Origin of the sequence: Corallococcus sp. AB032C (assembly GCF_003668935.1) — a bacterium.
Lineage (GTDB): Bacteria > Myxococcota > Myxococcia > Myxococcales > Myxococcaceae > Corallococcus > Corallococcus exiguus.
This window is the reverse complement of record NZ_RAWP01000065.1, coordinates 34,802-54,747: the sequence shown is the minus strand read 5'-3', so window position 1 is coordinate 54,747 and position 19,946 is coordinate 34,802. Positions and strand designations below refer to the sequence as shown.

Genomic DNA, 19,946 nt, shown 5'->3' with positions numbered 1-19,946 from the left:
GTGCTGGGGCTGGGGCTGGGCTTCGGGTTCGTCTTCCTGGGCAAGTGGGTGCTGCTGTTCCCCATGAGCGTGCCGGCGTGGGCCGTGGCGCTGTCGCTGGGGATGAGCTGCGGCGTGGGGCTTCTCTTCGGCATCTACCCGGCGTCGCGCGCGGCGCGGCTGGATCCGGTGGAGGCGATGCGCGCGGAGTAGGGAGCCGGAATGGGTGACGCACTGGCGGAGGCTCGGCGGCGGGCCTCCGGAGACGACCTCGCTTCGCTGCGCAGGCTGGACGCGCTGATGGTGCGCTCGGGCTTCCGGCACGCGGACCGCACGCCCCGGGAGTGGGTGGCGGAGCTGGTGTCGCACGGGAGATTGCGCCGGGGAGACACGTACGACGCGCACGAAGCGCTGCGGGTCATCGGCCTGGGGGCGGTGCCCGCGCTGCTGGAGGTGCTGGCGACGCCCCAACTGGCGGAGAAGGAGTCCGCGGACGCGAACATCCGCTTGAACGTGCTCGAGGCGTTGATGGCGCCGAGCCCACCGCCCCGGTGCGCGGTGCCCGCCGTGATGGGGCTCTTGTCCCGGCCGAGCGCTCGGGTCCAGCGCCAGGCGATGCGGGCCCTGGTGTACCTGCGTCCCCGGCCCACCCGGCTCGCGGTGACGCTGTTGTTGGAGGCCTGCCAGGACAAGACGCAGTGGCAGGCGCGAGCGACGGCGCTGGACGCGCTGGCGACGCTGGACGGTCCCGTCCCGGACGACGTGCTGCACGAAGCCCTGAAGAGGCTGTCGGACGAGAGTCCCTACGTCCGCCGCTCCGCGCTGCGCCTGCTGGGCCGGTGCACCCCGCCTTCCGAGGCGGTTCTTCACGCGCTGGAGGAGCAGGTGGTGCTGGACGACGAGAGCCGCGTCGTCGCCCTCCAGGTGTTGTCCTGGCTGTCGCCTTCGCGTGCGCTGCCCCTGCTGGACAAGACGGCGCGGGGACTGGTGGGCCTGCTTCCGAATGACCGGGACGGGGCGCGGCAGGGGCTCTTCGCACTCCATCTGCTCGCGGGGATGGGGGCGCAGGCCCGGCCGGCGGTGGGCCTGCTGCGGCGCGTGGTGACGCATGCCGTGAAGCGGGGACATGGGGATCCCTTCACCTGGCGCATGCGCGTGCACGCCGAGTCGGTGGCGGACGCCATCGTCCGGAGTGTCCCGTTGCCGGTGGAGGCGCGGACTGTGGGGCCGGGCTCGCCGCGACTGGCCCTGGCGCTCACGGGGCCGGGGCCGCTGCCGGTGGACGCGGAGCATCCGGACTCCGCACGACTGCAGGCCTGGGTGGATTCGCTGGGGCCGCTGAGCCAGGAAGAGGAGGTCCGGCTGTGCGTGGCGGTGGCGCGCGTCGCGGCGCGTGTCTGGGACAGGCACGGGCCGGAGAACGATGGCGCCCAGTCGGCCCTCCTCGCGCTGGAGGAGTGGGTCCTCGCGCCGGATGAGGCGCATCAGCGCCAAGCGATGGAGATCGGCTTGTTCGTCCCCAGCCAGCTCCTGGCGTCGGAGTTGTTCAACGCGGCGTGGTGCCTCCACTACGCGACGCTGATGGTGGCGGACGCCGAAAAGCGGCACGTGGGCTTTACCGGCCTCACGCCCCGGGCCCCCGAGCACCTGTTGGCGACGTGCGCCTTCGCCGCGTGCCGGGCGCTGAGGAGCGGCGCCTGCATGACCGTGGACGAGGGGTGGAGGGACTCCACCCTCACCAGGATGCGCACGTCCGACGAGGCGCTGGCCTTCCTCCACCGAGCGATGGTGGAAGAGGTGCTGCCCTGGGCGCGGGGTGAGTGGGATCCGCTCCGCGACGTCTTGCGCGAGCGGCGCCGGCTGCTGACGGAAGAGTGAACACGCCATCGTCATGGCGGTGATGGCGCTCACCCGGTAGGGTTCGCCCGTCCCTACCGCAGGGGGCCTGCACCGCATGTCCATGTCCTACGCCACGCTGCCGCTGCCCGTCGTTCCCTCGCCGTTCCGGATGCGCGTCTTCACACCCGAGGACATGGACGGCGTCATCGCGCTGTACTCGCATCCGGAGGTGGCACGGAGCCTCAACTTCACGGTGCCCGTGCCGCGCGAGACGCTGCACCAGAAGCTGACCGGCGACCTGGAGGCGATGCGCCAGGGCAAGGGCATCCGGTGGGTGTTGTCGAAGGAAGACGACCCGACGCCCCTGGGCTACATGACGCTCTTCAACTGGAGCCAGAAGGATCGCCGCGCGGAGGTGGGCTACATGGTGGGGCGCTCACTGTGGGGGCAGGGCGTGATGTCGAGCATCCTGCCCGCGCTGATCCGCTTTGGCTTCGAGCACCTGAACCTGCACCGCATCGAGGGTATGGTGAACACCCGCAACAGCGCGTCGAGCAAGGCGCTGACGCGCGTGGGCTTCCAGCAGGAAGGCGTGATGCGCGGCTACCAGGTCGATGGGAACGGGGGCGGGTTCAACGACATCATCCTGCTCGCGCTGCTCGAGGACGCCTGGCGCGCGTCCGTCGCGACGTAGGCTTCACGGCAGGTCGCGCGCGAACTGTTCGCGGTAGCGGGCCTGGAGCGTCTTCAACTGGCGGGTACCCCGGTATTCGCGCGCGAGCAGGTGCCAGGCCTCCGTGCGTGAAGGCTCCAGGGCGATGACCCGCTCCAGGTGTTTGCGTGCACGCGCATGCGCACGGGTGTTCGTCGCCAGCACGCCGAGCAGCAGGTGCGCCTGCACCGCATCCTCCCGGAACGCGAGCACCCGCTCACAGGCGGTGCGCGCAGGGCCCAGGCGCCCCTGGAGCAGGTGCAGTTCGCATTGCAGGAGCGTGACGGAGGGACTCGCCGGATACGCTTGCGCCAGCGCGGCGATGCGCTCACGCGCGGACTTCGAGGAGCCGGCACGCAGCAGCGCCTCCACGTCGGACACCGCGCGCACCAGGGCTCCCTCTCGCGCGGGATCGACGACAGCGGTGCTCGCATCCGACCGGGCCGGCAGCGCCACCTGTCTTCGGAGGCGGGCCGCCTGTTCCAGCACGGCCGCGGAAGCCGCCAGTCCTTGAGCCCGGGCCGCGGTCTCCTCCGCCCACGTCACGCAGTGGGCGCGCAGGAAGAGGCCCGCCAGGTCCGCCCACTGCTCGGGCTCCACGTCCGCACGGGCCTCCAGGTTCGTCCTCGCAACCACCAGACTGTCGCGGGCCTCGTCGAAGCGGCCCGCGTGCAGGTGGAGCAGCGCGACGTTCATGCGCAGGGAGGGCTCGCGGTGAAACCTCGCGATGGCCCGCTCACAGCGCTCACGCGTGGCGTCCAGCCCCGGCGTGAGGTGCACGGCGAGGTAGCACGCCAGCAACTGCACGCGTTCATTCTGGGGATGCCGCACGGCCAGCGGCTCCAGGGCCTCCGCGGCCACCTCCGGCCGGCCCGCCTTCTCCAGGGCGATGACCTCCGCCAGCCGCTGCCGCTCCAGCGGTGTCAGCGAACGGGGCGTGCCCTCCGGTCCCAGCACGACGCTGGAGGCGCGCACGCGCTCCGTCCATTCAAGAAGGAAGTCCCGCTCCGGTCCTTCCCACGCCAGGCCCGTCATCGCCTCCACCGCCACGCGCAGCTCACGGGCCCAGGCCTTCTGCGCCTCCAGTTCCACGCGCGCACCGGGCAGGTGCCGGAGCCCCGCGCCCAGCAGCGCGAGCGTCCGCGCATCGAATGCCGTCTGGCCCGCGTCGTACTTCGGCGACATCCATCCCCGTCCGTCGCGCACGTGCTGCGCGCCCAGGGTATGCGCCCACTCGTGCAGCAGGACCGCTACCTCCAGCCGCTGCCGCGCCTCCACTGGCAGCTCTCCGCCCAGGCCGCGCAACACGCAGTGCCGCCCCAGCACGCGCGCGAAGCCCAGCTCGTGCTGCGCGCCGTTGAACGTCACGGGCGCCGCCACCAGACCCACGACGAGGTCCACGTCCTCGCCCGCGTCCACTTCCTCCAGTGCGTCCAGCACCGGCTCCAGCGGACCGTCCGATCCGCGCCGATCCCACGCACGCGCGGACTCCAACTCGAACGTGATGCCCAGGGGGCCGCGCACCGACTCGCTCGCGCGCTGGAGCCATCCGGCGACGCCTCGCTCCCAATGGAGGCCTCGCGCACGGTGGTCCACGTCCGCGTACACGCGGACCCGCAACACCTTCGCCGTAGGGGCAGGGGAGGAAACCGCTGACAGGGATGTCCTCGCTCGCGCGGTGTCACGCGACTGTGACGGAGCGGCGCAGCGCAGCCCCAGGAATCCGGCGAGGAGGAACAGGACCGCCCTGAACCAGCCTGGCGTCCGCGGGGACCCGGGAATCACGAACAGGACCTGGCAGGTAGAGGGGGAACAGTGCCCGCGAACGGGCGGGGGAGGCGGTGGGCCTCTACCGGAAGGAGGCTTCCACCGCCGTCACCCGGGGAACGACGTCAGGCCGCCGCGTCCTCTTCCTTCGAGGGCTCCGTGGCGTTCGTGATCCAGTCGATCGCCTTGTGCTCCCAATCGGAGTCCTTCGACGCGTCGATGTAGCGCTCCCACTCGTACACGCCGCTCTGCTTGGCCATGCGCACCATCATCAGCCGGGCCACGGTGCTGTCGAGCACCACCGCCGAGCGCACCATGCCGTTCTGCCGGAGCCAGCCCATCGCCTGCTTGATGATCTCCTGGGTCTCCGGCGGGTTCGCCTTCTGGCCGCGGATGTCCACCATCAGTCCGAAGGGCCGCCCACGCTTGATCGCCACCTTGGCGCGAAGGTCCTCGAACCAGACCTTGGCCTCGGCGGGGGTGATGTAGCCCGGCGCATTGAGCCGGAAGCCGTACTCAGTCCTCAGATTCTCAGCCATGAAACCCCCACGTTGTTTTTGTGGTGCACGCGCCATTCCCGTGCGACTCCGGCTGGATGGCAGCGCACCCACGAGCCTACTCCAGTCGGCACGTGTGTGGATCCACTCCTGCCGCGCCTGCGTACGCGCGCGAGCCACGTCCTCCCCGTGAAGATGGAGACGTCCCCGGGTAAACGTGGTACTCGTCACGAAGTTTGAGAATCCAGCGTCAGGCGAACTTTCCGCTAATTTTACTTCACACTCGCTCGCTTCTCGGCTATTAAGGGGATGCAGTTTTTCAGCATCCCCGCAACACTGTCACACGCATCGAGGTCCCCCCGGACTCGGTGGCAGCGAATCGACGCAGCATCCGCGTCGAACCTCACGGGTTCCGGGGCCTTGGAGACGTCCTTCAATGTCCAACTCCTCGCTCGCTGAGCTCCAGGCCGTTACGTCGAACACCCTGCGGAACGAGGTGCCCGTCGAGGCACTCCGGCACGAGACGCCGACCCAGGGGAAGACGAACGTGCTGGAGGCTCGTCACGGCGATCCGATCCCGATGTACGGGGACGTGAATGCGCGGGGCTTCAAGACGGTGGAGGACCTCTCGGTCGCCGACTGCGTGATCGCGCACCTGGAGGCGGAGGAAGTGGACGCGGTGTTCGGCGTCCCGGGCGGCAACATCGCCCCGTTCCAGCAGGCGCTGCGCAAGCACAAGTCCATGCGCTTCATCATCGCGTCCCACGAGGGTGGCGCGGCGTTCATGGCGGACGGTTACGCGCGCGCCACCGGCAAGCTGGGCGTGTGCATGGTGACGGCGGGCCCGGGTGCCACCAACGCGCTGACGGGCGTGGCCTCCGCGCACCTGGACGGCGTGCCCATGCTGGCCATCAGCGGCAACATCGCCACGGATCGCGTGGGCCTGATGGCCATCCAGGAGAGCAGCAGCACCCACGGCGTGAACACGGTGGAGATGTTCCGCCAGGCGTGCGCCAGCTCCTCCATCGTTCCGGACGCGCAGAGCTTCCAGCGGCTGCTGGCGCGTTCGCTGCGCACCGCGCAGGGCCTGCCCGGCGGCGCCGCGCACCTGAGCGTGCCCGCCAACATCGCGCGTCAGCCCATCCACCGCGCCTCCGTTCCCACCACGCGCGGCGCCTTCCGCGCGCGTCCGGCGACCGCCCCCTTCGAGGACCTGCGCGCCGCCTTCACGCTGCTGCGCACCGCGCGCCGCCCGCTCATCTTCCTGGGCGCGGGCGCTCGCGAGGCGATGGCGGAGCACGCCGACACGTTCACCGCGTTCGTCACCCAGCACGGCATCCCGGTGGCCACCAGCATGCGCGGCAAGGGGCTGTTCTCCGAGCGCGAGGCGCTGTCCCTGGGCGTGCTGGGTCTGGCCGGCAGCAAGCGCGCCGAGGCGTACCTGCGCGACGGCGTGGACGTGATGCTCGTCCTGGGCAGCCGCCTGGGTGAGTGGGCCTCCCGCAGCTTCCACCGCTACTTCCAGGCCATCCACCACGTCATCCAGGTGGACGTGAACGCCTCCAACATCGGCCAGTTCCTGCCGGTGCGGCTGCCCATCGTGGCGGACGTGGGCTCGGTGATGACGGGTCTGGCGGAGCTGGGGCAGATGATTGGCCCGTCCAGCGGCGCGCGCGTGCAGGAGCGCTGGGCGCAGGTGATGGCGCTGACGGAGCCCGCGCCCGTCATCCGCACCCCGCAGGACCGGGACTCGGTGAAGCCGCAGGACCTGATGGCGGAGCTCGACAAGCACCTGAGCCCGGACATGGACCTGTACATCGACATGGGCAACTGCACGGGTTGGACGTCGCACCTGCTGCACATCACGCCCCCCGCGCGCATCTTCTACCCGTGCGGCCTGTCGTCCATGGGCTGGTCCTGCGGCGCCGTCATCGGCGGCAAGGTGGGCCGGCCGGACCGCGCGGCGGTGGCCATCGTCGGCGACGGCGCGTTCCTGATGAACGGCACGGAGATGATCACCGCGTCGCGCTACCGCGTGGGGACGGTGACCATCGTCCTCAACGACAACTTCCTGGGCATGGTGAACCACGGCGAGCACGTGCAGGACCGCACGCAGCCGCTGGAGGATGACTTCTACGGCCTGGGCAACCCGGACCTGAAGGCCTTCTCCGAGTCGCTGGGCGCGCGCGCCTACACGGTGAACGGCCCCGGCCAACTGGACACGCTGCTGCCGGAAGTGCTGCGCCGCGCGGATGAGACGGGCCAGCCGCAGGTCATCGTCGCGCACATCGACTACCGCGAGGTCCCGCCGTACGGCGACCGCTTCGCCGCGGTGGCGTCGGACGCGAAGTAGCCTCCATGACGGCCGCGACCTTCGCGCTCCTGGGAGTCGGCGCCGCTGTCCCCGAGCACGTTCGCGGCAATGACGACCCGCTGTTCGAGTCCCTGCGCCTCGCCGCCGGAAGCGGTGGGGAGCACGCGCTCTTCTACGGCAACCGTGAGCGCAGGGTGCTGGGTCAGGGCGAGTCCCTGGCCGCGCTCACCGCGAAGGCGGGCGCCGCCGCGCTGCAGGACGCGGGGCTGACGCCTGCGGACGTGGAGCGCCTGTACGGCTACGTGTCGGTGTCGGAGTTCGTCGCGCCGAACGAGCTGTACGCGGTGCACCGCGAGCTGGGCCTTTCCCAGGGCACGCTGGTGGTGCCGGTGAACGCGGACTTCGCCAACTTCCTGATGGGCATCGTGCTGGCCTGGGAGGCCCTGCGCGCGGGCACCCTCCGGCACGCGCTGGTGGCGGTGGGCTCCGCGTGGACCCGCAACGTGGACTACACGCAGGGCCACGCCATTGGCATTGGCGACGGGGCGGGCGCGGTGGTGGTGGGCGCGGGTGAAGGGCTCACGCTGGTGGACTGGGGCGCGGACACCTTCAGCGACGAATACGGCGCGATGATGATGGGCCCGCGGCCGGAGTCCGGCCTGGCGTACCCTACCTACGGCATCGCCCCCGCGGCGGGCGTGAAGGCGTTCCTGCAGTCGGGGATGAACGGGCCGCCCCGGTTGGTGGAGCGGCTGCTCGCGAAGCACGGCGTGGCGCGCGAGGACGTGACGCTCATCTCCCACCAGGCCACGCGCAAGCTGATGGACCACTGGGCGCAGGAGATCCGCCCGCGCGAGTACCTGGACACCTTCGAGGAGTACGGGAACATGGTGCACGCGTCCATGCCGGTGACGCTGGCCAGGTTCCGCCGCGAGCTGCGCACGAAGTACCTGGTGATGGTCGGCCTGGGCATTGGCGCGCACCAGATGGCGTTGCTGGTGCGCGTCTAGCGGGACTGCTCGCTACTGGTCGTCGCAGGGCGTGCCCAGCCGGATGCCCGTGTAGACACCCAGCTCGTTGTAGATGAGGGGCAGGTTCTGCTCCACGGGGACGTTGCGCAGCTCCACTTCCTTGCGCGCCTTCTCGATCCAGATGGGCTTCTGCGCGCGGTCGATGACGAGCCGCAGCTGGCCCTTCTTGGTGGTGAAGATTTCCCCCTCGGAGTCCGCGACCACGTTGGTCATCTTCTGCGGCTTCAGGTCCCCACGGGGGCCAATGAACACGCGGAAGTTGCGGGACTCCGCGGCCGAGGAGCCCTTGTCCACGTAGTAGTACGTGCCCTCCGAGTCACGCAGCAGCGCGTGAGGGACGAACTTCTGCGGGTTGGGCACGTAGGTGGCCTTGCGCAGGAGCTCCCGCGCCTGAGCGCCGGGGACCATCTCCAGCGCCACCTTGCGCTCGCCGCAGCGCAGGGCGCAGGTGCGCTCCTTCGTGTCCACGTTCAGCTGCGAATGCACCCGCAGGTCCACGCCGTCGTAGTCGGGGGTGCCGCCGGGGTTGAAGAAGCGCGGATCCAGGAAGGTGGTGGCGGACAGGTTCCGGCTGCGGGGGCGCGGCACCACGACCAGGGACTTGCCGTCGCCGTAGTAGAGCTGGTCCTCCAGGTCGTCGGTGTCCTCGCGGGGTACGGAGACGACGTAGTGGCCGCGGCCGTCGGTGCAGACGGCGGTGGCCTCCAGATGCATGCGCTGGCCCAGGTTCTCCGCCTTGCCCCACGGCGGTTCGACGGCGGCGGCGGGAGTGGCGGAAAGGAGCACGGCCACGGGAAGGATGCGTTGGAAGAGCATGGTGCGCGGGCCTAGAGGTTCTTCTTGAAGTAGCGGGTGGCGGCCTTCTCCTGGCTGGAGGCCTCCGGGGTGGTGGTCCACACGAAGCGGTCGCCCTGCAGGGCGGGCTCCAGCGCGGCGCCGAAGCGGCAGTCCATCTGCTTCAGGCGGGCCTTCACGGTGGTGCGGGCCTCCTCGGAGACTTCGCACAGGGCCTTCAGCGCGGTGAGGGGGAACACGCAGTAGCGGGAAATCTTCTGGGCCTTGAGGAAGGGCTCGGTGACGGTGGTCCAGTCGATGGCGCCCGCCACGGAGGTGCCGCAGGTGGTGTTCAGCTCCTGGAGCGCTTCGGTGTAGGCGGTGTCGTGGACGGCTTCCTCCGCCTTGCGGTCGAAGGCCATCAGCTTCGCGAGCTGACCGCTCTGGGTCTGCTGCTGGTGCTGGGCGTAGACCTCCTCCGGCTTGAGCTTCTGCGAGCGCGCCTCGTCGAACTGGACCGTGATGCCGTTGCCGGGGCCGCCGGGGACGTACAGCTCCGTGCGCGTGCCCACGACGACGAGCGGCGAGTAGTCCTTGCCGTGCCACTGGGTGGTGTAGTTCTGGCGCCGCGTGCTGGGGCTGCTCCAGTCGTTCAGGGTGTAGGGGAGGACCAGGTTGTCCAGCACGGAGCCCGTGCCCTGGATGCGCAGGAGGAACTTCTTCTGCTCACGGGGCGCGAGGGGAACGACGGCGACCAGTTCTCCCTGCGGGCCGACGAACACCTTGCCGGCTTCCACGGGAGCGGGCGGCGCGGCCCGGGCGGGCAGGGTGCCCAGAAGGGTGGCCAGCACGGCCACGGCGACGATGCATTTCATGTTGGTGTATCCCCCTCACCCGTCCGTGGTTTCGCGGACGGGCGGTGTTCGCTCAACGCTTCAATTCGATATCACGGCGCTGACATTCGGCGATGAGCGTCGGCGTCAGATCCGAGGCGCTGATCTTTCTCGCCTCCGCGGGGGCGTTGACCTGGTCGCCGGTCTGGCACCGGAGCTTGATGGCCAGGTAGTGCGCGGCCAGGTTGTTCTGGGCCGCGTAGCTCTTCTGGGCCATCCGGACCGCGGTCTCGAAGTCCTTCTGCTTCGCGGCGGCCTGGGCTTCCTCCAGCTTGGCGACCGCGACGGCATCCGTAGGGTTCAGCAGGGTGCGCGAAGCCGGTGCCTTGTTGCCAGGCCGGGTGTTCGGCTTGCCTGTCGTCTTGGTCTGCTGCACCTGGGGGTCGACGATCGCTGGCGGATCGTTCTGCGCCATGACAGGCGGTGGAGGCTGGGGCGGCGGACCCTCGGGGGGCGGACCCACAGGCGGCGGGGGCGCGTGATTCGGGTCCGCGTGCATGACCGGCGGCGGGCCTTCGGGGGGCGGACCCGCGCGTGGCGGGGGAACGTGATCCTGGCCCGCGTGCATGACGGGCGGCGGGCCCATGGGCGCTCCGGGCCGCAGCCACCACCCGAGTCCCACGGCGCCGAGGATCAGCGCTGCGGCGCCCGCGATGGGAAGCACGCGCGACTTGGGCGGGACCGCGGCGGGCATCGTCATGGGCCCCGGCAATTCCGGCTGGCCCGACATGCTCACCGGGGCGAGCGGCTGCCCCTGGGGGCCGACAGCACCCGCGAGACTGCCCGGCACCGCCTGCTGGCCACCGTAGCTTCCCTGCACGGCCTGCTGTCCGCCCATGCTGCCCGGAGCGACGTGCTGACCCGTGCCATGGCCCTGGGCGACCTGCTGCCCGCTGTAGCTGGTCGGTGACCGCGCGGGGACACCGGGCACCGGCAGGGCCACGCCCGAGCTCCCCATGCCGCTCCCAGGCATCTGCGTGGCGCCGAAGCCCATCGTGCCGCCCGCCACCTGCGGCTGCTGTCCAAATGGGACCGTGCCGCCGGATCGCGGCGCCATCGTCGCGTCGAAGCCGATGTCATCCGATGTCGCCAACGCATCCGCGCCAAAGCGGCCCGTCCCAGGCCCCTTGTTCGACGGCGCCATCGTGGCGCCCGTCCCGTCGTCGTCGCTCGGCGCCACGGAGGGGAGGGCGACACCGGAGGGACGCTTCGCGCGCCCGAAGGTGCGGGCCTCGATTTGCTCCGCGGTCTCTGGCAGCGACTGGAGCTGCGTGCCCGTGAGCTCCGCGATGAACGACGCGACGTCCTGATGGCGGTGATCCGGGTTCTTCTCCAGCGCCCGCGCCACCGCCCGCGCGACGTTCGGCGGCAGGTCCGGCATCAGATTGGCCAGCGACACCGGCGGCTCGTGCACCACGCGGTAGATGATCTGCACGAGCGACCCGCCACCGAAGGGCGTCATCCCGGAGATCATCTCGAACACGATGCCGCCCAGCGCGAACAGGTCCGTCCGCGCGTCGATGCGGCTGTTCTGCCCCTGCGCCTGCTCCGGCGACATGTACTGCGGCGTGCCGATGAGCACCGCCTCCTGCGTCTGCAGCGTCTCCGACGACATGACCTTGGAGATGCCGAAGTCGAGCAGCTTCACCCGCTCGCCCACCACGCCGCCGGAGTCCGTGGGCACCAGGAAGATGTTCGCGGGCTTCAGGTCGCGGTGCACGACGCCCGCGCGGTGCGCCGTCTGCAACGCGGACCCCATCTGCCGCGTGAAGGAGAACACCTCCTCCAACGTCAGCCGCCCGCGCCGCAGCCGATCCGCGAGGCTCTCGCCGCGCAGGTACTCCAACACCAGGAACGGACTGCCGTCCTCCAGCGTGTCGAAGTCCAGCACCTCCACGATGTTCGGGTGTCCCAGCCGCGAGGCGATCTCCGCCTCGCGCCGGAAGCGCACGTGGAGGTCCGGCCCCACGTGATCACCTACCCGCAATACCTTCACCGCGACCTGCTTGCCCGGAAGCCGCAGGTGCTGGGCCAGGAATACCGAACCCATGCCGCCCCGCCCCAACACGGAGACGACTTTGTAGGTATTCCGGAGGACCGAATCGATGTGCAGCTCACCGTCAGCCGAGCGCGTCATGAAGAGGGCGTGTCCTGATGACAAAAGGGGTGCGATGCACCGCCGTGAAACACGGCGCCACGCTACCACGCCCCATCCGCCAGGGAACGAGCCCAACCCTCCGCCGCCATACCCCGGACAGTCGAACGCCCGGACCCTCGTGAGAGGAGCCGGGCGTCATGAACTCAAGTCCAACCCCCACACCCGGAAAAGGCGCGCCCCTCAAAGGCCGCGCCCTATCTGGGTCGGGGACTCAGCCCCACTTGGACATCGTGCGCCGGGACGGAGGCGAGCTCGGCCCCGCCGCGGGTGAGGCCACCGCGGGCCGGGCCTGCTGCGAACGGCCCTGGCCACCACCGCGCGGCGCCTGGGCATTCCCACCACCGCTGGCCTGCCGCGACTGGCCACCGTTCGGACGTCCCTGACCGCCGCCGGCACCACCGCGGCGCTGCTGCCCGCCACTCCGACGCTGACCACCGCCGCCGCCACCACCACCGCCACCGCCGCGCGACTGGCCCCGGCCACCCCGGTTCATCGGAGGACGGCTCTCCTCCACGTCACCGGGCAGGGGAGGGGGCAGGTGCGAGCGGAACGCGGCGTCCGCCACCACCGGCACGCTGCGGCGGATGGTGCGCTCGATGTCGCGCAGGTACGCGCGCTCCTCGGAGTCGCAGAAGGACACGGCCTGGCCGCTGGCGCCCGCGCGGCCCGTGCGGCCGATGCGGTGCACGTACTGCTCCGGCACGTTGGGCAGGTCGTAGTTGAACACGTGCGACAGCCCGTCGATGTCGATGCCGCGCGCCGCGATGTCCGTGGCCACCAGCACCCGCAGGGTGCCGGCGCGGAACTCGTCCAGCGCGCGCTCGCGGGCGTTCTGGCTCTTGTTGCCGTGGATGGCGTCCGCGCGCACGCCCGCCGCCGTCAGCTGCTTGGCCACGCGGTTGGCGCCGTGCTTCGTGCGGGTGAACACCAGCGCGCGCGGAATCGCCTTCGCGTCCTGGAGCAGGTGCGTGAGCAGCGCGCGCTTCTCCTCGCGCTCCACGAAGTACACCTGCTGGCTCACGGTGTCCGCGGTGCTGGACGCGGGCGACACCTCCACGCGCACCGGATCCTTCAGGATGTTGCGCGCCAGGTCCATGATGTCCGGCGGCAGCGTCGCGCTGAAGAACAGCGTCTGGCGCACCTGCGGCAGCACCTTGATGACCCGCCGCACGTCGTGGATGAACCCCATGTCCAGCATGCGGTCCGCTTCATCCAGCACGAACACTTCCAGCGCGCGCAGGGTCACGAACCCCTGGTCGATGAGATCCAACAGTCGTCCCGGCGTCGCCACCAGGATGTCCACGCCCTGGCGCAGCGCCTGGACCTGCGGATTCTGGCCCACGCCGCCAAACACCACCGCGTGGCGCAGGGGCAGGTTCTTGCCGTAGGTGACGAAGCTGTCGCTCACCTGGCTGGCCAGCTCGCGCGTGGGCGTCAGCACCAGGCAGCGCACCGGACGCGCACCGCCCGCGGGCGCCTTCGCCGACAGGCGCTGGAGGATGGGCAGCGCGAACGCCGCCGTCTTGCCCGTGCCCGTCTGGGCCACGCCGAGCACGTCCTTGCCCGCGAGGGCATGGGGAATCGCCTTCGCCTGGATGGGCGTCGGCGTGGTGTAGCCCTCCGCCTTGACGGCCTTGAGGAGCGAATCAGTCAACTGCAGTTCATCGAAAGTCATGAAATCCCGCATGTGAAGGGTCGGCGCACTCCCCCTCAGGCGGGGGACCGACCGCGCAGCGCACCCTCTCGCGGTATTGCGGGGGCGCCTGGCGGTACGCGGTCAGGCCAATCAACGGCCCGAGGCACCTGCGAACGACTTGGAACCCCTGGGCCTCCGGAACGATTCCCGGTGCCGCCCAGGGCCAAGCCACACTGCCTGCAACGGGAGGCAATGTCCCGGGAAATCCTCCCCGCCCGCCTGCCCCCGACCGCTGTGGAGATTTCGGACAGGGCTGTTGGCCGCCTGTCCCCATCGTCCACAACCTTCCATTCCAGGCGCCGCCAGCTCCCTCTCTCAGCGCCCTCTCAAGCCGCCGAAATCATTGGTGTTGCAAGGAAGTGACAGGAGCCCATTTTGGGCAGGTCCTTGGAATGATTGGGAAATTCCCCAGCCCCTGCCGACTGGCATGACCGTTGCTAGCCTTTGCCGCGTCGCGCCGTACTGGCGCGGGCGGTGGACCCTGGTGAGGAGCGGGATTTGAAGCGGTGGCAGCGACAGACGGTGGGGATGGCCTGGGGGATGGGGCTGTGCGTGGCGGCGCTGGCGTGCGCCCAGCAGCCGAAGGCGGGGACGGCGAAGGCCTCCGGCTTCTCCGCCCAGACGGTGGAGGAGAAGGCCCGTGCGCTGGCCGCGAAGCCGTACCAGGAGCCGCCCATCGGCGTGCCGCCGTCCTTCGAGAAGCTCACCTACGATCAGTACCGGGACATCCGCTTCCGCGACTCCGCGTCGTTGTGGCGTGAAGAGGGGCTGCCCTTCCGGGCGCAGTTCTTCCACCCTGGTTTTTATTACACCCGTCCGGTGGGCGTGAACGTGGTGGAGGGCGGCAAGGCGCGCCCGGTCCCGTTCTCCACGGAGCAGTTCACCTACGGCCCCCTGGTGGGCACGCCGCCCAAGGGCAAGGTGAACGGCTTCGCGGGCTTCCGCCTCAACGCGCCGCTCAACACGAAGGACTACTACGACGAGCTGGTGGTCTTCCTGGGCGCCAGCTACTTCCGCGCGCTGGGCAAGGGCAACCTGTACGGCCTGTCCGCGCGCGGGCTCGCCATCGACACGGCGCAGCCGGGGGGCGAGGAGTTCCCCACGTTCCGCGAGTTCTGGCTGGAGACGCCGGCGAAGGGCTCGGACACGGTGGTGGTGCACGCGCTGATGGACAGCCCCAGCGTCACGGGCGCGTATCGCTTCGCCATCCGCCCGGGTGAGCGGACCGTGATGGACGTGGACTCCACGGTGTTCGCGCGCAAGGCGGTGCGCCAGCTGGGCGTGGCGCCGCTCACCAGCATGTTCCTCTTTGGAGAGAACGACCGGGGCGACTTCGACGACTTCCGCCCGGAGGTGCACGACTCCGACGGCATCTCCGTGTGGACGAAGAACGGCGAGAAGCTGTGGCGCCCCCTGAAGAACCCGAAGCAGATCCAGACGAGCAGCTTCCACACGGACGGGCTGTCGGGCTTCGGCCTGTTGCAGCGCGACCAGGCGTTCACCAGCTATGAGGACCTGGAGGCGCACTCCGAGCGTCGTCCTGGCGCCTGGGTGGAGCCGGTGGGTGACTGGGGCGCGGGCTCCGTGCGGCTCGTGGAGCTGCCCACCCGCGAGGAGATCCACGACAACATCGTGGCCTTCTGGGTGCCGGATGCACCGGTGCAGGCGGGTGCACACCTTCGCTTCTCCTACCGGCTGTCCTGGGGCTTTTCCCCCGAGGGCTCGAAGGCCGGAGGTTCCACCGTCGCGGCGACGCGTGTCGCGGCGGGCAGCAAGCCGGGGGCGCGTCGCTTCGTCCTCGATTTCACGAAGGCCAGCGTGGAGGGCACGGGTCCCGTGGAGGCGGTCGTCACCGCTTCCCGCGGCCAGGTGCTGCACCCGCGCGCGGAGGTCCACGCCGTCACGGGTGGCTTCCGCGCGGCCTTCGAGCTCATGCCCGACGGAGAAGGCCCCGTCGAGCTGCGCTGCTTCCTGAAACGCGGTTCCGAGACCCTCACCGAGACCTGGAGCTACCTGTGGATTCCGTGACCACGCACCCGTTCATCTCCTTCGCGCCGGCGATGCCCCAGGAGGCCCGCGCGGACACCCACGCGGCGCTGGTGAGCTTCTTCCAGGACTTTGGCTTCACCGGCCGCAACGACCTGGAGAAGCTGGCGGGCTGGGTCCTGGGCACGCGTGAGCTGTCCCTGTCGCCGGAGGCCGCGTTGGCGCTCGCGCGGTGGCGGGTGGAGGGCTGGTTGGCGGAGGTGCTGGGGCCGTCGCACGTGGGGCCGTCGCTGATGGTGCGGGGCCGGGCCGCGTTCGTGCTGGTGGGCGGCGCGCGTTGGGGCGCGGACGTGCTGATGCGCGCTCCGTCCTCGCTGCCGGAGGCCTGGCGCCGCGCGGTGTGTGAAGCAGTGCCCATGTCCGCCCCGGCGGAGGTGCCCTGCCAGATGCGCGAGCAGGTGCTCGTGCTCAATCCCTTCATGGACATGCTGCGCCGGTGGCTGCGTCCCGCCGCCGGCCAGGCGGGCGTGTCGCCGTCGCGCTAGGCGCGCACCTCACCCACAGCGAAGCCGCACGGGAGCCCGGAGTCCGCATGAACGCCCAACCCTACACTCCGGCCCTGGCGCGCCCGCGCCGCGTGATGGTGCTGGGACTCGCGGCCCTGTCCACAGGGTTCGCCTCCGTGGAGATGCACCGGCTGCTCGCGGCCCACGGCACCACGGTGCCAGAGCTGTTCGTGCTGGGGCTGTTCGCGGTGTGCTTCGCGTGGATCGCCCTGTCGTTCTGGAGCGGCGTCGCCGGCTTCATCCAGTTGGTGGCGAACCAGCGGGTGCCGGGGCTGCGCTGGCCCACCGAGGAGGAGGCGGCCGGTCCACTCACGCGCCGCACCGCGGTGGTGATGCCCGTCTACAACGAGGACCCGGCCGCCGTGTTCGCGCACGTGCAGGCGACGTATGAGTCCATCGCCGCGACGGGGCAGCTGGACGCGTTCGACTTCTACGTGCTGAGCGACTCCACGCGGGCGGAGTCGTGGGTGGCGGAGGAGCTGGCGTGGTCGGAGCTGTGCCGCCGGGTGGGCGGGCAGGGGCGCATCTTCTACCGCCGCCGCTCCGACAACACGGCCAAGAAGGCGGGCAACCTGGCGGAGTTCTGCGAGCGCTGGGGCCGCCGTTACGACTTCCTGCTGGTGCTGGACGCCGACAGCCTGATGGCGGGCGACAGCGTGGTGCGGATGGCCCGGCTGATGGAGCTGAACCCGGGCGCGGGCATCCTCCAGGTGCCGCCGCAGAACGTGGGGCGCTCCACGCTGTTCGCGCGGCTTCAGCAGTTCGCCGGGCGCGTGTATGGCCCCATCGTGGCCGCGGGCGCGGCGGCGTGGCAGATGGGGGACTCCAACTACTGGGGCCACAACGCCATCCTGCGCATGGCGCCCTTCATCGAGCACTGCGGCCTGCCGGTGCTGCCGGGCCAGCAGCCGTTCGGCGGCCACATCCTCAGCCACGACTTCGTGGAGGCCGCGCTGATGCGCCGCGCTGGCTACACGGTGTGGCTGGTGCCTGAGCTGGGCGGCAGCTACGAGCAGCCGCCGCCGGACCTGCTCGCGTACGCGCAGCGCGACCGCCGCTGGTGCCAGGGCAACCTCCAGCACCTGGGGCTGGTGATGGCGGGCGGCCTGCACCCGATGAGCCGGATGCACTTCCTCATGGGCGTGATGTCCTACGTCGCGTCGCCCCTGTGGCTCATCTTCCTGGTGGCGGGCCTGTTCGCCGCGCTGCACGAGTGGTTCTTCGCGCCAGCGACGCTGTTGGAGTTCCAGTCCACGTTGCCGGGCGGAGACGCGTTCGACACGGTGGGCGCGCTGCGGCTGATGGCGCTGTCGCTGGCGCTCCTGTGGATCCCCCGGCTGATGGGCCTGGGCCTGCTGCTCGCGAACCGCGAAGAGGCCGCGCGGATGGGCGGCCGGTTCAAGCTGGTGCTGAGCGTGATGCTGGAGGGTGTGGTGTCCACGCTGATGGCGCCGGTGATGATGCTCTTCCAGTCGCACTTCGTGTTCGGGACGCTGCTTGGCTACAAGGTGAACTGGTCCAGCCAGCAGCGCGAGGACACGGACCTGCCGTGGTCGGAGGCGCTGCGCCGTCACAAGGGGCACATGGCGATTGGCGTCGTGCTCGCGGCGCTGACAATCGCGGTAGCGCCAGGGATGCTGGCGTGGCTGTCGCCAGTCATCGTCGGGTTGTGGCTCGCCCCGGCCATCTCAGTCTTCACCGCCCGCGCGTCACTGGGCCTGTGGGCGCAGAGGAAGGGCCTGTTCCTCATTCCGGAGGAGGCTGAGCCGCCCACCGTGCTGGTGCGCGCGCAGGAGCTGGCGGAGGAGGGGATGGAGCCGGTGGACGACGCGTTGGATCACGTGCTCTCCGACCCTCGCGCGCATGCGCTGCACCTGGCGCTGCTGGAGTCCCACCCGACGGCGAGCGTCCCCGTGGCGCTGGCCTCCGCCCGGCGCAAGCTGCTGGCGGGCGGGATGGAGCCCCTGTCCCCGCAGGAGAAGTCCGCGGTGCTGCTGGACGCGCGCACGCTGTCGGAGCTGCGCGGCCGGCGGCTGGGCGTGCAGGCCTGATCCCGGTTGCATGACCCCGCTTCGCCCTGGATGCTCCGGGGCATGAAACGGGTCTCGTCCGCCGCCACGCTCGCGCTGTTCGTCTCCTCCGGGGTCTTCGCCGCGGAGGCTCCCGCATCCAAGCCCCAGGTGGGCGAGGACCGCTGGTGGAAGCACGTGGAGGTGCTCGCCAGTGACGCGATGGAGGGGCGCGACACGGGCAGCAAGGGCTACGCGACGGCCGCGGGCTACGTGTCCAAGGAGCTGGCCTCGCTCGGCGTGAAGCCGATGTTGAAGACGGGCTTCCTGCAGCCCATGGCGCTCCAGTCGCGCCGCCTCATCGAGTCGAAGTCCAGCGTCGCGCTGGTGAAGGACGGCAAGACGCTGCCGCTGGTGCAGGGCGAGGACGTCGTGCTGTCGTCGCGGCAGGGCGACAACGGCACCGTGGACGCGCCGCTGGTGTTCGTGGGCTACGGCCTGTCCATCCCCGAGCTGGGCCACGACGACTATGCGGGCCTGGAGCTGAAGGGCAAGGTGGTGGTGATGCTCCAGGGCGGGCCGGGGAACATCCCGGGCCCGGTGAAGTCGCACTTCTCCTCGTGGGCGGAGCGGCTGAAGGTGCTCAAGGCGGCGGGGGCCGTGGGGGTCGTGTACCTCCAGAACCCGAAGCTGCTGGAGCTGCCGTGGGAACGCGTCGTGGGCTCCAACAAGAATCCCACGGTGGTGTTCGCGGATCCGTCGCTCAATGACTCGCGCGGGCTGAAGGTCACGGTGGTGGTGAACGTGGCGCACGCGCAGAAGTGGCTGGAGGGCGCGCCGCACACCTACGAGGAGCTGGTGGCGCTGGCCAACGCGGACCAGCCGCTGCCGAAGTTCGACCTGCCGCTGCGCATGAAGGCGAAGCTGGCCTTCGACGTGAAGCCGCTCAAGTCCATGAACGTGGTGGGCGTCATGCCGGGCACGGATCCGGTGCTCGCGAAGGAGTACGTGGTGCTCAGCGCGCACCTGGACCACGTGGGGGTGGGCGAACCGGTGAAGGGGGACCGCATCTACAACGGCGCCATGGACAACGCGTCCGGCGTGGCGGCGGTGCTGGAGGTCGCGCGGCAGCTGCATGATCAGCAGGAGAAGCCGAAGCGCTCGGTGGTGTTCGCGCTGGTGACGGGGGAGGAGAAGGGACTGCTGGGGTCGAAGTACTTCGCGTCCCGGCCGCCGGTGCCCATCACCTCCATCGTGGCGGACTTCAACCTGGACATGTTCATGCCCCACTGGCCGTTTACCTCCGTGGTGGCGCACGGCAAGGACGAGTCCTCGCTCGCGGTGCCGCTGGCGGAGGTGGCGGCGAAGCTGGACGTGCAGGTGCTCGCGGATCCGGAGCCGGACCGCAACCTGTTCGTGCGCAGCGATCAGTACTCGTTCATCCGCGAGGGTGTGCCCGCGCTGTTCTTCAAGTTCGGCTACACGCCGGGGTCGGAGGAGCAGAAGGTGTTCAAGCAGTGGCTGGCCGAGCGCTACCACGCGCCGTCGGATGACCTGTCGCAGCAGCCCGTGGACCACGAGGGCGCCGCGCGCTTCATCACCTTCCTGACCGCGCTGACGAACGCGGTGGCGGACGCTCCTGGCCGGCCGTACTGGAACGACGACAGCTTCTTCCGCCGCTTCGCGAAGCCGGCGCCGGAGGCTGCTCCGGCCCCGTGAGCTGGA

General features: G+C 70.3%; 15 protein-coding genes. 9 read left to right on the top strand and 6 right to left on the bottom strand.

All coding sequences use genetic code 11. The annotated features are described in order from the left end of the window. The 3 genes from D7X99_RS25885 to D7X99_RS25875 all read left to right on the top strand — a co-directional run. A partial coding sequence (locus D7X99_RS25885; RefSeq protein ID WP_147454757.1) for an ABC transporter permease occupies positions 1-192 on the top strand: 192 nt, incomplete at its 5' end. A gap of 9 nt (positions 193-201) precedes the next feature. Next, a complete protein-coding gene (locus D7X99_RS25880) occupies positions 202-1,857 on the top strand; it encodes a HEAT repeat domain-containing protein (RefSeq protein ID WP_121780111.1) in 1,656 nt (551 codons plus the stop codon). Between the two features lie 76 nt (positions 1,858-1,933). Then, entirely contained in the window at positions 1,934-2,512 is a 579-nt protein-coding gene (locus D7X99_RS25875; protein ID WP_121780110.1) for a GNAT family N-acetyltransferase, read from the top strand. Between the two features lie 3 nt (positions 2,513-2,515). Here the strand turns inward: D7X99_RS25875 and D7X99_RS43210 are convergent, their stop codons facing one another. Together D7X99_RS43210 and D7X99_RS25865 are read right to left on the bottom strand one after the other, a co-directional pair. Continuing rightward, a complete protein-coding gene (locus D7X99_RS43210) occupies positions 2,516-4,150 on the bottom strand; it encodes a tetratricopeptide repeat protein (RefSeq protein ID WP_171805504.1) in 1,635 nt (544 codons plus the stop codon). A 272-nt stretch (positions 4,151-4,422) separates the two neighbouring features. Further along, positions 4,423-4,836, bottom strand: a complete 414-nt coding sequence (locus D7X99_RS25865) for a hypothetical protein (RefSeq protein ID WP_120579775.1) — start codon at positions 4,834-4,836, stop codon at positions 4,423-4,425. 394 nt (positions 4,837-5,230) lie between these two features. Between D7X99_RS25865 and D7X99_RS25860 the strand changes: the two genes are divergently transcribed. Further along, positions 5,231-7,147, top strand: coding sequence for a thiamine pyrophosphate-binding protein (locus tag D7X99_RS25860; protein ID WP_121780109.1), 1,917 nt, complete (start codon positions 5,231-5,233; stop codon positions 7,145-7,147). A gap of 5 nt (positions 7,148-7,152) precedes the next feature. Then, positions 7,153-8,118: a 3-oxoacyl-[acyl-carrier-protein] synthase III C-terminal domain-containing protein gene (locus D7X99_RS25855; protein ID WP_121780108.1), complete on the top strand. Its 966-nt coding sequence runs from the start codon at positions 7,153-7,155 to the stop codon at positions 8,116-8,118. A gap of 12 nt (positions 8,119-8,130) precedes the next feature. On the opposite strand, the gene D7X99_RS25850 is transcribed toward D7X99_RS25855, so the two are convergent. The 4 genes from D7X99_RS25850 to D7X99_RS25835 all read right to left on the bottom strand — a co-directional run bounded on the left by D7X99_RS25850 (position 8,131) and on the right by D7X99_RS25835 (position 13,639). Then, entirely contained in the window at positions 8,131-8,955 is an 825-nt protein-coding gene (locus tag D7X99_RS25850) for a hypothetical protein (protein WP_121780107.1), read from the bottom strand. A gap of 11 nt (positions 8,956-8,966) precedes the next feature. Further along, entirely contained in the window at positions 8,967-9,788 is an 822-nt protein-coding gene (locus D7X99_RS25845) for a hypothetical protein (RefSeq protein WP_121780106.1), read from the bottom strand. 52 nt (positions 9,789-9,840) lie between these two features. Beyond that, on the bottom strand, positions 9,841-11,943 hold the full coding sequence (locus tag D7X99_RS25840) for a serine/threonine-protein kinase (protein WP_121780105.1): 2,103 nt from the start codon (positions 11,941-11,943) through the stop codon (positions 9,841-9,843). 232 nt (positions 11,944-12,175) lie between these two features. Further along, a complete protein-coding gene (locus tag D7X99_RS25835; protein WP_121780115.1) occupies positions 12,176-13,639 on the bottom strand; it encodes a DEAD/DEAH box helicase in 1,464 nt (487 codons plus the stop codon). Positions 13,640-14,158: 519 nt separating this feature from the next. Here D7X99_RS25835 and D7X99_RS25830 point away from each other — a divergent pair. Genes D7X99_RS25830 through D7X99_RS25815 form a run of 4 tightly spaced genes read left to right on the top strand, consistent with a single transcriptional unit; the run spans position 14,159 to position 19,940 of the window. Continuing rightward, positions 14,159-15,688 carry a glucan biosynthesis protein gene (locus D7X99_RS25830; RefSeq protein WP_121780104.1) on the top strand — a complete coding sequence of 510 codons (1,530 nt, stop codon included), beginning with the start codon at positions 14,159-14,161 and terminating at the stop codon, positions 15,686-15,688. Further along, positions 15,676-16,191: a hypothetical protein gene (locus D7X99_RS25825; protein WP_121780103.1), complete on the top strand. Its 516-nt coding sequence runs from the start codon at positions 15,676-15,678 to the stop codon at positions 16,189-16,191. Before D7X99_RS25830 ends, D7X99_RS25825 begins: the two co-directional genes overlap by 13 nt. Positions 16,192-16,238: 47 nt before the next feature. Then, positions 16,239-18,263: a glucans biosynthesis glucosyltransferase MdoH gene (gene mdoH / locus D7X99_RS25820; protein ID WP_121780102.1), complete on the top strand. Its 2,025-nt coding sequence runs from the start codon at positions 16,239-16,241 to the stop codon at positions 18,261-18,263. 42 nt (positions 18,264-18,305) lie between these two features. After that, positions 18,306-19,940: a M28 family metallopeptidase gene (locus tag D7X99_RS25815; protein ID WP_121780114.1), complete on the top strand. Its 1,635-nt coding sequence runs from the start codon at positions 18,306-18,308 to the stop codon at positions 19,938-19,940. Positions 19,941-19,946 lie beyond the last annotated feature (6 nt).

What these genes read in the sequence shown, in the direction of transcription:
- D7X99_RS25880 (WP_121780111.1), top strand. Translation starts at nt 202, where the DNA reads ATGGGTGACGCACTGGCGGAGGCTCGGCGGCGGGCCTCCGGAGACGAC.
- D7X99_RS25875 (WP_121780110.1), top strand. Translation starts at nt 1,934, where the DNA reads ATGTCCATGTCCTACGCCACGCTGCCGCTGCCCGTCGTTCCCTCGCCG.
- D7X99_RS25865 (WP_120579775.1), bottom strand. Translation starts at nt 4,836, where the DNA reads ATGGCTGAGAATCTGAGGACTGAGTACGGCTTCCGGCTCAATGCGCCG.
- D7X99_RS25860 (WP_121780109.1), top strand. Translation starts at nt 5,231, where the DNA reads ATGTCCAACTCCTCGCTCGCTGAGCTCCAGGCCGTTACGTCGAACACC.
- D7X99_RS25855 (WP_121780108.1), top strand. Translation starts at nt 7,153, where the DNA reads ATGACGGCCGCGACCTTCGCGCTCCTGGGAGTCGGCGCCGCTGTCCCC.
- D7X99_RS25850 (WP_121780107.1), bottom strand. Translation starts at nt 8,955, where the DNA reads ATGCTCTTCCAACGCATCCTTCCCGTGGCCGTGCTCCTTTCCGCCACT.
- D7X99_RS25845 (WP_121780106.1), bottom strand. Translation starts at nt 9,788, where the DNA reads ATGAAATGCATCGTCGCCGTGGCCGTGCTGGCCACCCTTCTGGGCACC.
- D7X99_RS25840 (WP_121780105.1), bottom strand. Translation starts at nt 11,943, where the DNA reads ATGACGCGCTCGGCTGACGGTGAGCTGCACATCGATTCGGTCCTCCGG.
- D7X99_RS25835 (WP_121780115.1), bottom strand. Translation starts at nt 13,639, where the DNA reads ATGACTTTCGATGAACTGCAGTTGACTGATTCGCTCCTCAAGGCCGTC.
- mdoH (WP_121780102.1), top strand. Translation starts at nt 16,239, where the DNA reads ATGAACGCCCAACCCTACACTCCGGCCCTGGCGCGCCCGCGCCGCGTG.
- D7X99_RS25815 (WP_121780114.1), top strand. Translation starts at nt 18,306, where the DNA reads ATGAAACGGGTCTCGTCCGCCGCCACGCTCGCGCTGTTCGTCTCCTCC.